Annotated in this window: 9 protein-coding genes; 4 read left to right on the forward strand and 5 right to left on the reverse strand. The window is 76.9% G+C overall.

Annotation, left to right across the window (positions count from 1 at the left end):
• Positions 1 to 285 precede the first annotated feature (285 nt).
• Positions 286 to 672 (forward strand): hypothetical protein, encoded by a 387-nt coding sequence (locus ACZ514_RS16540; RefSeq protein ID WP_468168743.1) that lies wholly within the window; start codon positions 286 to 288, stop codon positions 670 to 672.
• Between the two features lie 18 nt (positions 673 to 690).
• Here the strand turns inward: ACZ514_RS16540 and ACZ514_RS16545 are convergent, their stop codons facing one another.
• From ACZ514_RS16545 to ACZ514_RS16555, 3 genes are all read right to left on the reverse strand, one after another.
• The gene (locus ACZ514_RS16545) at positions 691 to 5445 is read right to left on the reverse strand and encodes a hypothetical protein (protein ID WP_469125031.1); all 4755 of its coding nucleotides are present in this window, start codon (positions 5443 to 5445) and stop codon (positions 691 to 693) included.
• A 64-nt stretch (positions 5446 to 5509) separates the two neighbouring features.
• Entirely contained in the window at positions 5510 to 6415 is a 906-nt protein-coding gene (locus tag ACZ514_RS16550; RefSeq protein WP_468168749.1) for a hypothetical protein, read from the reverse strand.
• A 211-nt stretch (positions 6416 to 6626) separates the two neighbouring features.
• Positions 6627 to 8177, reverse strand: coding sequence for a hypothetical protein (locus ACZ514_RS16555; protein ID WP_468168752.1), 1551 nt, complete (start codon positions 8175 to 8177; stop codon positions 6627 to 6629).
• 86 nt (positions 8178 to 8263) lie between these two features.
• On the opposite strand from ACZ514_RS16555, the gene ACZ514_RS16560 reads away from it, so the two are divergent.
• The 3 genes from ACZ514_RS16560 to ACZ514_RS16570 are packed head-to-tail and all read left to right on the forward strand — an operon-like array spanning position 8264 to position 10544.
• Entirely contained in the window at positions 8264 to 9022 is a 759-nt protein-coding gene (locus ACZ514_RS16560; RefSeq protein ID WP_468169411.1) for a LamB/YcsF family protein, read from the forward strand.
• Positions 9019 to 9648, forward strand: coding sequence for a 5-oxoprolinase subunit B family protein (locus tag ACZ514_RS16565; RefSeq protein WP_468699996.1), 630 nt, complete (start codon positions 9019 to 9021; stop codon positions 9646 to 9648). The genes ACZ514_RS16560 and ACZ514_RS16565 overlap by 4 nt, the downstream gene beginning before the upstream one ends.
• A complete protein-coding gene (locus ACZ514_RS16570; RefSeq protein WP_469125032.1) occupies positions 9645 to 10544 on the forward strand; it encodes a 5-oxoprolinase subunit C family protein in 900 nt (299 codons plus the stop codon). Before ACZ514_RS16565 ends, ACZ514_RS16570 begins: the two co-directional genes overlap by 4 nt.
• A gap of 62 nt (positions 10545 to 10606) precedes the next feature.
• Here ACZ514_RS16570 and ACZ514_RS16575 read toward each other — a convergent pair whose 3' ends face one another.
• On the reverse strand, positions 10607 to 12004 hold the full coding sequence (locus tag ACZ514_RS16575; RefSeq protein WP_468168761.1) for a HEAT repeat domain-containing protein: 1398 nt from the start codon (positions 12002 to 12004) through the stop codon (positions 10607 to 10609).
• A 342-nt stretch (positions 12005 to 12346) separates the two neighbouring features.
• Complete coding sequence (locus ACZ514_RS16580) at positions 12347 to 12748, reverse strand: ankyrin repeat domain-containing protein (protein ID WP_468168764.1); 402 nt, start codon at positions 12746 to 12748, stop codon at positions 12347 to 12349.
• Positions 12749 to 13024 lie beyond the last annotated feature (276 nt).

Here is a 13024-nt window from a genome sequence, read left to right on the forward strand (position 1 = left end):
TTCGCAGGAGTGTCCGGACGTTTTCGGCCTGCCCGCCGGACGAAGATCACCAGTTGTCCGATAGTTCCGGTCAAGTCCGCGCCGATATGTGGCAGATGACACGTGGTGGGGTGTCAGGTCCCTTGTTCGAACGGATGGCTGGAATTCTTCGTTCCGGGTCCGGTATACGGAACTTTCCGGGTGCTTCCCGTCGTCTGACGGACAAGGCGGGGAATGGCGGTGCGGGACGGGCGGGCGGGCGCGTGGCGCGGCATGGCGGACCGGCGGCCGGGAAGTGAGCGGACCATGAGGATGTACGAAGAGGACGGCACGGCGGCCGAGGCCGCGGGGCGGGGCCTGTGGGTGGAGGAGCCGGCCCGGCGGCGCCGCATGCCGGACCCGGTGCGCTCGTCGGCGGTGCGGGCCCTGCTGGTCGTGGCCGTGACCCTGACGGAGGCCACGATCACCTTCTTCCTCGCGCTGACCGGATCCTGGCTGGCCTTCCCGATGGTCCTCATCGGGACGGCGGGCACCGTCGTGGCCACCTGGGCGGTGCTGGACGTGTGGATCACCCGGCAGATGTGGAACCAGCGCCACGGCGTCCTGTCGGAGCCGAGCAGCGCGGCGCGCGAGCCCCGCCGGGGCCGCGTACCGGGCCACGACGGCCGCCTGACGGCCCCGGGCCGGGGGTAGTTCCGGCCCGGGAGGGCGTCAAGCGGAAGGGGCCGCGCCCGCGCGGCGGAACATGCGGGTGGCGGTGATCTCGCCGTGGATCGTCTCGCCTTCCGGGGACGGCTGCGGCAGGCCCGGGCGCAGGTGTTCCTCGACGCTGATGTACTTCAGGCCCGCGCGCAGGTCGGCGTCGTTGCGCAGCCGGATGACCAGCGGGAACTCGGCGAGGGCCGTGGTGTCGAAGAGGCCCGTCGTGTAGAGCAGCTGGACCCCGAGGGCGTCCGAGACGGCCCGCTGGAGCTCCAGCAGGTACGTGGCGTTCGCGCGCCCGATGGGGTTGTCGAGGAACAGCGTGCCCGCGTGACGGTGCTTGTCGCGGCCCCGGTCGTTGCTGCGCAGCGCGGCCATCGTGCAGTAGAGGGCGATGGCCGCGGTGAGCAGCTGGCCGCCGGAGAAGACGTCGCCCATCTGGCCGACGGGGACGCGCTCGGCGCGCAGCACGGCGTCCGGCTTGAGGATCTCGACGGAGATGCCCTTGGGTTCGAGGGCGGCCTGGACCCCCCGCAGGAGCAGGGACATGCCGTCGCGGCGGCCCTCACCGAAGGCGGCGTTCTTCTTCACCGCCGTGCGGGTCGCCTCGTCGATGACCTCGCCGAGCCGCTCGGTGAGCGTGGCCTGGTCGGGCTCCTCGAAGCGGATCCGCAGGAACTCCTGGCCCGACCACTCGCCGAGGCCCTCGGGCAGCTGGGAGAGGCGCTGGGCGGAGCGCAGGGTGGCCAGGGCGGATTCCACGAGGCCGCGCAGCCGGTCGACGATGCTGTCGCGGTTGCGCTCCAGCTGCGCCAGTTCGTCGGTGAGCACGCGCAGGCGCGGGGCGAACGCGGCCGCCCAGGCGGCGGCGTGCTCCGGCAGGGCGGAGGCGGGCAGCTCGCGGATCTGCTGGCGCGCGGGGGTGCGTACCTGCTCGTAGCGGTTGGCGTTGGCGTGCCGGACCAGGACGTCGCTCGCCTCGCGCACCGCGGATTCGGCGGCGGACAGGTCGGCGGCGCAGGCGCGCAGGGAGCGGCGCGCCTCGGCGGCGGACTGCCGGGCCTCTTCCAGGGTGCCGGGGTGGGGCGAGGGCTCCTGCTCGTCCTCCGGGTGGTTCTGGTCGCGCAGCAGGTCCCGCAGGAGGGCGGCCGTCTCGTCGAAGCCCCCGGCGCCGTCCTCGGCGGCGCGGTGGGCGCGCAGCAGGTCGGCGTGGGCGGCCCGGGCGGCCTCGACGGCCGCGGAGTGCGCGGCGAGCCGGGCGGTGGCGGTGCGCAGCAGGCCCTGGGCCTGCTCGACGTCGGCCGGGACCAGCTCCTCCGGCAGCTCGGTGTGCGCGTCGCCCTCGGTGGGGGCGTGCCGTTCGGCCTCGCCGCGCAGCCGGCCGAGCTGCTCGCTCGCGGCGGAGGCGCGGGATTCCAGCATCTGGACGAGGGCCTCGGCGCGGGCGGCGGCGGCCTGCCGGGAGGGGCCGTCGGCCCCGTCGGTGCCCTCGAGGAGCTGGGCCGCCCGGGTGCGGACCTTGTTGGTGAGCCGGTCGAGTTCGGCGAGGGCGGCGCTCTCGTCGCTCTCGGCGCGGGCCTGCTCGGCGCGCAGGTCGGCGCCGACGCCCACCTTCTCGTACAGCCGGGAGGCGGCGCGGTAGGCCTCGCGGAGGTCGGGCAGCGGCGGCCGGTGTCCGTCGGAGCCGCCGTCGTCCTCGGGGAGGGGCTCGGGGGCTCCGGCGATCTCGGCGCGTTCGGCGCGCAGGGCGCGGGCGGTGCGGCGGGCGTCGTCGGCGGCGCGCTGGGCGGCGCGGCGGTCCTCGTCGGCGGCGCGGGCGCGGTCGAGGCAGGCCTCCGCCCGGGCCTCGGACTCGGCGGCCTCCTCGGCGAGTTCACGGACGCGGGCTTGCCAGCCCGAGCGTTCGCGCAGGCGGTGGGCGAGGCCGGCGAGGGCGTCGGCGGCGCGGCGGGCGCGCTGGGCGGTGTCCTGGCGCTCGTCGCGGACGCGGGCGGCGTCCGCGGCGGCCTCGTCCGCCTCGGCGCGTACGGTGCGGGCCTCCGCGAGCTCGGCGTCGGCCTCCTCGGCGAACGCCCGGGCCGCGGCGGCGTGCCGCGCCAGCTCGGCGAGACGGCCGGGCGGGCAGCCGGTGCGCCAGGAGGCGAGCCGGGCGGCGAGCTCCCGGTCGCCGGCGAGGCGGGCGGCCAGCTCCCGGATCTCGGTGTCGCGGGCGGTGACGCGGGCCCGCAGCGCCTGGCGTTCCTCGTCGGCGGCGTGCTCGTCGTGCATGGCCGGGTTCGGCGGTACGAGGAAGACCGCGTCGTCGGGGCCGGCGGCCGGCGGGACCGGCGCCAGCAGGGCGGCGGCCGTGCCGACGGCGACGGTGGAGCGGGGCAGCAGGGCGGCGCCGGACAGGACCTCGCGGGCGCGGGAGTGCGTGTCGGGGTCGGTGATGACGACGCCGTCGACGAGTTCGGGGCGGGCGGCGAGGACGGCGGCGTGGTCGGCGGGGTCCACGGACTGGGCGAGGTAGCGCCAGCCGGGCAGGGCGGGGATGCCGTGCTCGCCGAGGTACTCGACGGTGGCGAGGACGTCGGGGCCGGGCGGCAGCAGGCCGCCGTCGCCGAGCGCGCCGAGGATGCGGGCGTCGTCGGCGGCGGCGGTGCGCAGCTCGAACAGCTGGCGTTCGGCGGAGCCGACGGTGTCGGCCAGCAGTTCGCGCAGGGTGTCGGCGTTGCGGTCGAGGTCCTCGGCGGTGAGTGCTCCGGCGGTCGCGGGTCCGGCGGTGGGTCCGGCGGCCTCGGGGCGGCCCGGGTCGCCGGCGGTCGCGGTGGCGGTGGCGCCCGCCCGGCCGGGGCTGCCGCCGCTCGCGGCCGGGACGGGTGCGGCGGAGTCGGCGGCCGCACCCGCGCGCGGGTGCGGCAGGAAGGTCTCGGGGACCGTCGGGAGGCCCAGGAGCTCCGCCAGGCGCGGTGACGCGGCCAGGGAGCCGGCGGCTCGGTGCTCCGCCGCGTGGGCCGCCTCGGCGGCGTCGGCGGCGTCGGCGGCGCGGGCGGCGGTGAGTTCGGCGCGGGACTCGGCGGAGGCGGCCTCGCGGGCGGCCTCGGCGGCGCCGCGGGCGGCCTCGCGGGCCTCGTCCCAGGCGGCCACGGCGGCCTTCTCGGCGTCGCTGGCCGCGAGCGCGGCGCGGGCCGGGTCGGCGTCGGGCGCGGTGTCGTCGAGCCAGCCGGCGCGGACGGCGTCGGCGGTCTCCTGCTCGACCTCGGCGAGGCGGGCGCGCAGGTGCTCGGCCTCGCTGCGGGCGCGCTGGGCGGCGGTGGCCGCCGCGGTGGCGTCGCGGTGGGCGGTCTCGCCGACGGCCTGCAGTTCGGCGGAGCGCTCCTCCTCCTCGTTGGCGGCCCGTTCGCCCTGCTCGGCCGCGGTGTGCAGGGCGCGTACCAGCTCGGCGGCTGCGGTGGCGCGGGCGGCCAGCGCGGGGGCGGCGTCGCGTTCGGCCTCGAGGATCGCGGCGGCGACGCGGGCGGAGCGGTCGGCGGCGGCCCGGTGGCGCAGTACGGTCTCGGCGGCCTGCCAGGCCGAGTGCAGGGTGCGGGCTTCGAGGAGTTCGCGGCGCTGGGCCGCGGCGGCCTTGTCGGCGACGGTCAGGGCCAGGGAGGCGTGCCGGTAGGCGAGTTCGGCGGAGACGGCGGCGCTGCGGGCGCGCTGGGACTCGGCGTCGGTGACCGCGTGGGCGGCGTCGGTGACCCGCTGGGCGAGTTCGGCGGCGCGGCCGCGTTCCTCCGCGGCGCGGGCGGACAGCCGCCGGGCGAGGGTGCGGGTGCGGCGCTCGGCTCCGGCGTGGACGTCGCGCAGCCGGGAGCGGGTCTCGGCGGCCTCCACGATGCGGTTCAGGAGGTCCACCGAGCCGGCGGTGAAGTCGCGTTCGGCCATCAGCTCCGCGCGGCGGCCCAGTTTGTTGCCGAAGCCGTGGACCAGGTCGGCGAGGCCGTCGGTGTCGCGGGTGTCGGTGACGGCGCGCAGCAGCAGGTCGGTGAAGTCGGAGTCCTTCTTGACCGCGAAGAGTCCCGCTGCCTCGCCCTCGTCGGCGTTCATCTCGCGCTGGTAGCGGAAGAGTTCGGGGTCGAGGCCGAGTTCGGTGAGGTGCTCGTTCCAGCGGTCGTGGATCTCCTCCCAGTACACCTCCAGGTGCGGGTACGCCTTGCCCGCCTCGGTGAGGGCGTCGCGGAAGCCCTTCATGGTGCGGCGGCGGCCCTGGGCGCCGGAGGCGCCTTCGACGGGCGGTCGGACGGAGGTGGCCTCGGCGACCGGGAGGTTGTCCAGGCTCAGCCCGGGCCCGGGGCGGAAGGAGTACCAGGCCTCGGCGAACTTGCGCGGGTCGTTGGAGACCTGGCGGCCGCGCCATTCGCTGACCTTGCCGACGACCACGCACGCGCCGGTCTGGGTGTGCTGCCATTCCAGGGCCACGTGACCGCAGTCGTCGGCGAGCAGGAACTTGCGCAGGACGCCGGAGCTCGCACCGCCGAGGGTGTTGCGGTGGCCGGGGAGCATCACCGAGAAGATCAGCTTGAGCAGGACGGACTTGCCGCCGCCGTTCTCCAGGAAGAGCACGCCGGCGGGCGCGGGCCGCCGGGGCGGGCCGGTGGGCTCGTCCTCGAAGAACTCCGCCTGGGCGGGCGCCGGGTGGGGCACCGGTTCGCCGACTCCGCGCAGGTCGAGCACGGTGTCGGCGTAGCGTGCGCCGGCGGGCCCGATGGAGTAGAGGCGGATCCGGGACAGCTCGTACATGGCGGCGGACTCTCGTTGCTTCTCGGTGTTCGCGGTGCGTTCTCGGTACGGAACGGCGGGTGGATCAGGCGTGGAACGGCAGGCCGGCGTCGGCCGCGAGCTCCAGGTCGTCGCCCTCGGGCGGCGGCAGGAGGGTGGCGGAGCCGTCGCTGACGGGGACCACGCCGAGTTCCAGCAGTTCGGCCATGGCCGCCGTGCCCGCCATGTCGCGGACCTGCAGCTGGTAGCGGGGGGTGGTGCGGTAGGTGCCGCCGGCGTCGTCACCGGTGCGCTGGAGGAAGCCGGATTCGGTGAGGAAGGCGGCCGCCTTGCCGACGATGCCGGTGGTGGAGCCGGCCAGCCGGCGGGCGTCCTTGGTGGCGCCGGTCGCGCTGCGGCGGGCGTACACCCGCCAGGCGGCCTCCAGCCCCGGGGTGTCGGAGACGGGGTCGGTGTTCTCGCCGAGTTCCTCGGCGCGCTCCTCCAGGCGGCGGCAGGTCTGCCGGACGAAGGCGTCGACGCCGTTGACGGTGACGCGGCCGATGTAGCCGTCGTCGGCGAGGTCCTCGGGGCGGGGGAAGGCCAGGGCGGCGACGGCGAGGTGGGCGAGGCCGTGCAGGAAGCGGTCGCCGCCGTCGGCGGAGGTGCGGCGGGCGTAGTCGCCCATGCGGACGGCGAAGACGGAGTCCTCGCCGGCGGCGACGGCCATGCCGGCGCGCGGGGAGACTTCCAGGACGACGAGGCCGAGGCCGGTGGCGACGGCGTCGGCGAGCCGCCCGAAGGCGGGGTCCTCGCGGTAGCGCCGCAGCAGCTCGGCGTACTCGGCGTCCCGGGCGGGGAGCAGCTTGGGCTGGAGCCCGAACCCGACGAGCCGGGCCGCGTCGGCGGCGTCGGCCGGCGTGAGGGCGGCGGCGGCCTGGGCGGGCGCGGCGGGGGCCGACGGGCCGTCGGGCTCGCTCCACGCGGGGTGCTCGGCGTGGTGGTCGCTCACGGGTGGGTCTCCTCGGCGGTGCGGTGGTGCTCGAACGGTGGTACGGGTGCGGCCGGCCCGGGCCCGCGGCCCCGCGGCGTCCCGCCGGGGGGCGGAACGCACGCCGGGCGGGCGGCGGGGCCTGCCGCCGGTGGGCGCGGACCGGACGCCGGCGGACGCGGAACGCACGCCGGGCGGGCGGCGGGGCCGGACGCCGGAACCGGCGGCGGGGTCATACGGCCTCCGAACGGGCCGCCGCCATGCCCGCGGCGTCCAGCAGGGCCGTGCCGACGATCAGGTCGGCGCCGCCGAACTCCGGGTCGTCGAGCTGCGTGCCGTCGTCCACCGCGAACAGCAGCCGCTCCTCGCCCTGGCGGTACGCCGTGCCCACGGCCGGGCTCGCCGCGTGGACGGCGAGCAGGGCCACCAGGTAGGGCAGCTCGGGGTCGGCGCGGCGGGCTTCGGCGAGCAGCCCGGAGAGCCTGCGCGGGGCGTCGTGCGGCAGGTCCAGGAGCCGGGTCGCGGCGGCGAGCTGCTCCTCGCTGAAGCGGCTGTCGTCGGGGGTGGCGATGAGGTCCGGCTCGGGCATCTCCGCGCCGAGGTGTTCCCGTTCCACGGGCGGGGTGAGGAGTATCTCCACCAGGTCGGCGACCCGCACCGAGACGGGGGTGCGCAGACCGGCGCCGGCGGCGAAGAAGGCGTCGGTGACCCGGGCGGCGTGCTCCACGGGCAGCGGCAGCAGGGGCGCGACGAGCTGGCCGTAGAGGTCGATGCCGGCGCGGCGGGCGGGCGCGGCGAAGGCCTGGCGGTCCTGCTCGGCGCGGAAGAGCGGGCCCGCGTCCAGCAGCCGGGACTGGAGCTGGGTGTGCCGGCGGATGCAGTCCTTGACGATGTCGACGAGTTCGGCGGCGCGCCGCTTGTTCTCGGGGTCCTCGGCCTCGTCGCGGGCCTTGCGGATGTTCGTCAGGATGGCGTTCTCGTGCCGGTAGCGGTCGGCGACGTGCTCCAGCGCTTCGGCGATCATGTCCGGGACGGCCTGGAGCCAGTCGACCGCGCGGACGTTGCGCCGCGTCGCGTCGAGGGTGCGGCGCAGGGTCTCGGCGTACTGGACGGTCCGGTAGCGGGCCTGCTCGGCGGCGAGCTGGGCGTCGGCCAGCCGGCCCCGGCTGATCAGCACCTCCAGCTTGACCTCGGCGGCGATCTGGGCGCTGGTGACGTCCGTGTCGAGGGCGCCGACGAGGACGTTGACCGCCTCGTCGGTGGTCCGCAGGTACACCGCGCCGCCGTGGCCGGGCACCTCCTCGATCAGCTTGAAGTCGTAGTCGCGGCGGACGTACACCCCGTCGGGGCCGAAGGTGCCGTAGATCGCGCGGAAGCCCCGGTCCACGCTGCCGACGTTGATCAGGTTCTCCAGGACCCAGCGGGCGACCCGTTCGTGTTCGGCGGCGGGCCGCCGGGGGGCCTGGGCGGCGACGCGCGGCAGCAGCCGGGCCACTATCTGCTCGTGGTCGGCTCCGGTGTCGAAGTCCATGTTGAGCGTGACCAGGTCGATCGCGGCCAGCGCGACCTCCGCCATCGCGTAGACCCCGTACTCGCCGGCCAGATTGGCCTTGCGTACGTCGAGGTCGTGCAGCGGGGCGGTGCAGGCGAGGGCGCGCAGCCGCCGGGCGAGGCCCTCGTCGGCGGCGGGGCCCGGCGCCGGGGACGGAAGGGGGTTCGCCGGGGCTGGGAGAGTCACGACGGAAAGAGTAGGCGGTGTCACGGACAACATCCCAAACGGCATGGTTTCGGCCGGATCGGGTCCCGGCGGCGGGCGGCACGGCGCGGCCGCTGTTCTACGCTCACCGCATGGCTTCCATGATCACACCTCTGATCGACCTGAACGCCGACCTGGGCGAGGGCTTCGGACGCTGGACGCTGACCGACGACGACGCCCTGCTGTCGGTGGTCACGAGCGCCAACGTGGCCTGCGGCTTCCACGCGGGCGATCCGTCGATCATGCGCCGGGTCTGCGAGCTGGCCGCCGCCCGGGGCGTGCGGATCGGCGCGCAGGTCTCCTACCGGGACCTGGCCGGCTTCGGGCGGCGGTCGATGGACGTGCCCCCCGGGGAGCTGGCCGCGGAGGTGGCCTACCAGATCGGGGCGCTGGAGGTGTTCGCCCGGGCGGCCGGATCGCGGGTGTCGTACGTGAAGCCGCACGGCGCGCTGTACAACCGCACGGTCCACGACGCCGGCCAGGCGGCCGCGGTGGTCGCCGGGGTCCGGCTGGCCGCCGGGGACGCCGGGCTGCCGGTGCTGGGCCTGCCGGGTTCGCTGCTGCTGGCTGCCGCCGCGGACGCCGGGCTGGAGGCCGTGCCGGAGGCGTTCGCCGACCGGGCGTACACCCCGCTGGGGACGCTGGTCCCGCGCGGCGGGCCGGGGGCGGTGCTGGACGATCCGGACGCGGTGGCCGGGCGGGCGGTGCGGATGGCCGCCGAAGGGACGGTGATCGCCTCCGACGGCTCCGCGGTGGCGGTGCCGGCCCGCTCGCTGTGCCTGCACGGGGACACCCCGGGGGCGGCGGGGCTGGCCCGGCGCGTACGGGAGGCGCTGGAGGGGGCCGGGGTGCGGGTGGAGGCCTTCGCGTGAGCGGCCGCCGGACGCGGGTGGTGGGCTCGGAGGCGCTGCTGGTGGAGGTGGACTCGGCCGCGGAGGTGGCCGCGCTCCACGCCGAGCTGCTGCGCCGGCGGGACGCGGGCGAGCTGGGCGGCGTACGGGAGGTCGTGCCGGCCGCGCGGACCGTGCTGCTGGACGGCGTGCCGGACCCGGCCGCGCTCGCGGCGCGGATCGCGCACTGGGAGGTGCCTCCGCTCGCGGGGACGCGGGGGCCGCTGGTGACCGTCCCGGTGCGCTACGACGGCCCGGACCTGGCGGAGGTGGCCGGCGCGTGGGGCGTCGCCGAGGGGGAGGTCGCCGAGCTGGTCGGGGGGATCGTCTTCCGGGTGGCCTTCTGCGGGTTCGCACCCGGATTCGGCTACCTCACCGGGCTCCCGGAGCACCTGTGGCTGCCCCGGCGGGCGACGCCCCGTACGGCGGTCCCGGCGGGCTCGCTGGCGCTGGCCGGCGAGTACGCGGGGGTCTACCCGCGCTCGTCCCCCGGCGGCTGGCAGCTGATCGGGTCGACCGACGCGGTGCTGTGGGACCCCGCGCGGGAGCCGGCGGCGCTGTTCGCGCCCGGGGTGCGGGTGCGGTTCGTCGCGGAGGCGGGCGCGTGAGCGGGCTGCTGGTGCTGCGGGCGGGCGCGCTGACCACCGTGCAGGACATGGGCCGGCCGGGATACGCGCACCTGGGCGTGCCCCGGTCGGGGGCGCTGGACACGGCCGCGTACGCCCTGGGCAACCGGCTGCTGGGCAACCCTCCGGGCGCCGCCTCGCTGGAGACCACCCTGGACGGGGTACGGCTGCGCGCACTGGGGCCGGTGACGGTGGCGGTGACGGGCGCGCCCTGCGCGGTACGCGTCTGCGGGCGCCCGGCGGCCTGGGGTGCGCCGGTGCGGCTGCGCGCGGGGGCGGAGCTGGACGTGGGCCGGGCGGAGCACGGGCTGCGCGGGTACGTCGCGGTGCGGGGAGGTTTCGCCGCGCCGCCGGTGCTGGGCAGCCGATCGACGGACCTGCTGTCGGGACTCGGGCCGCCGCTGCCGGCGGCGGGCTCGGTGCTGGCGGTGGGCCCGGCCGGCCCGGATCCGCTGCCGGTGGCCGAGGTGGTGGCCCCGGCGGGACCGCCGGCCGGGGAACTGGTGCTGCCGCTGCTCCCGGGCCCCCGGGCCGACTGGTTCACGGCGGCTTCGCTGGCGGCGCTGCTGTCCTCGGCGTACCGGGTGTCCCCGGCCTCCAACCGGATCGGGCTGCGGACGGAGGCGGGGCCGGCGCTGGCCCGGGCGCGGGCCGGGGAGCTGCCGAGCGAGGGGATGGTGCTGGGCGCGGTGCAGGTGCCGCCGGACGGGTTCCCGGTGGTGTTCCTGGCCGACCATCCGGTGACGGGCGGCTACCCGGTGGTCGGCGTGGTCCCCCCGGGGCCGGCCCTGGACGCGGCGGCGCAGGCGCGGCCGGGCCTGCGGGTCCGCTTCGTCCCCGCGACGCGGCGGCGGGCCCGCCGGGCGCCGGTTCGCTGACGGGGCCCGGGCCGGGCCGCCCCGCCGGTGGCGGGGTCCGGCGGCTGCGGACGCGCCCGGGGCTACACCGCCGACTCGGGGGCGATGCGGCTGCGGACCGCCGACTGGACGTCCTCCTCCTCGGCCGGGTCCGCCGCCAGGCGGCGCAGGCGCGGGGCCACGCGGGCGTCGGCGGTCTCGGCGTGGCGGGCCGCGACCTCGCGGGTGCTCTCCTCGCAGTCCCACAGGCATTCGACGGCGAAGCCCGCCGCGAAGGTGGGGTCGGTGGCGGCCAGGGCGCGCGCCGTGCGGCCGCGCAGGTGGGAGGAGGCCGTCTCGCGGTAGACGTGGCGCAGGACGGGGGCGGCGCAGCCGATGGAGAGCCGTCCCGCTCCGTCGACGAGGGCGAAGAGGCGGACGGAGTCCGGGCCGGCGGCGCGGACGGTGCTGCGGAGGGCCCCGAGGACCAGTGCGGCGTCGTCGGCGCCGCCGCCCGCGGCCAGGAGGGCGGCGGCGGCCGCTCCCAGGGCGTCGGGGCGGTGGACCCAGCGGCGGGCCCGTTCGAGGGCCGCCGGGCCGCACATGCGCTCGTAGGCGGCCACCGCGGGCTCGTCCCCGGCGGCTTCGATGAGGTCCAGGACGGCCGGGTTCTCCGGCTCGGCGAGGACCAGGTGGTGCAGGGCGGTTGCCCGGGCGGCCTCGCCGCAGGCTCCGGCGGCGGCCGCGAGGATGGCGGAGCGGTCCTCGGGGGCGGCGACGGCCGCCAGGCAGCGCGCGGCGGGCACGTGCAGGGGGGTGCCCCGGCGCAGCCCGTCGGCGGCCCAGTCGAAGACGGCCTGGACGCCCCAGCCGGGGCGGGGGCCGCCGGGGGTCATCTGGCGCTGCCAGCGGTCGAAGGAGCCCTGCTGGCGGGCGGCGCGCAGGCGCTCCGCGTAGCCGGGCAGCTCCTCCCACAGGGCCCAGGGCCGGGGCTCGTAGGCGTCGCGGACGGCGGCGGCCAGCCGCGCCTCGCCCTCGGCGGTGGCGGGGAAGCGGGCGAGGACGGGGGCGGCGAGGGACCGCAGTCCGCCGTCGTCGTCGCGCAGGGCGAGCTCGTCGAGGGCCCAGGCCCAGTTGGCTCCGGAGGCGGCGTAGCGGCGCAGCAGCATGAGGGCGTCGTCGCGGCCGTACGAGGCGAGGTGTCCGAGCACGGACAGGGCGAGGCCGGTCCGGTGTTCCTCGTCGTCGACGAGGTCGTCGGCGCCGAAGAGATGGGCCTCGATCTCGCCGAGGGGGCCGTCGAGGTCCAGGTAAAGGCGTGCGTAGTACAGGGAGCGGTTCTCCACCTGCCAGTCCTGGCGCGGGTCGCGCAGCACGCACTGGTTCAGTGCCGCGAGGGCCTCCGGCCTGGGCGCGGCGAGCGCGTGCAGGGTGCCGTCGCCACGGCCTCGCTGGAGGAGGCCGAGCAGGGTACCGCTCGGCGCTATGACTGGTTCGAACATGGGAATGGCCTCAAATCAAGCTGGGGACGCGACCGGGAATCGGGATTCACAGAGCCGCGTAACAGCATGTGAGGACGTCCGCCGTCTGGTTCCGCTCGATGTAGACCATTGCCTTCTCACTCTCGTCGGTGCTTCGTGACCACGGCGGCCGGTGCGGCAGGTCCGGTGTGGACACCCGTGTCGTGTCCAGCCCGCTCCTGCCCGTCCGTCATGTCCGCGAATCGAATCCGACGCCATGATGACCCAGGCGGTTTGTGCGCCGCGACCACATTTAAGGGCGCCGTGACCAAGCCGTGAGGTGGCGGGGCCGTCGGGACGGGGCGGCGTCCGGGAAAAAGCGGACTACTTGGCTCCGAACAGTTCCAGCAGGTCGGCCTTGTTGAACATGCGGGCCGTGTCGACGGCGGAGGGGGTACCGGCGGCCGGGTCGGCGCCGCCGGCCAGCAGCGCGCGGATGACGGCCTCCTCGCCCTTGAAGACGGCGCCGGCGAGGGGGGTCTGGCCGCGGTCGTTGGCACGGTCCGCCTCGGCGCCGTGCTCCAGCAGGACCGTGACGGCCTCGGCGTGGCCGTGGTAGGCGGCGAGCATGACGAGGGTGTCGCCGCGGTCGTTGGTGAGGTTGGCCGGAACTCCGGCGTCCAGGTAGGCGGCCAGCATCGCGGCCTCGCCCTGACGGGCGAGGTCGAAGATCTTGCCGGCCAGTTCGATGACGTCCTCGTCGGGGGCGTCCTGGTGCTCGCTCATCGGTCGTACCGCCTTTCGGTCTCTGGTGGGTCGGCGCCACCCGTGTCGCACCGTCCGGGCCGTCGGGGCCCTCGGGCCGTGCGGCCGTCGGGGGCATGCCGCTCCCGGGAGGAGTTTCCCCAGGCCGGGAGGGCAGGACGGCGCACGGCACTGCGTCCGTACGGGTGAATCGCCAGAGTAGCGCCCACGCGGGGGCATGGCGGGGCCGGTCCGAGGCATGGATGCGGACGGCGGCGCCGCGACACCGGGGGAGCCGGCCGCGCCAGTCAGGCGCGT

The sequence above is a fragment of the Streptomyces sp. NPDC034086 genome (assembly GCF_055575515.1).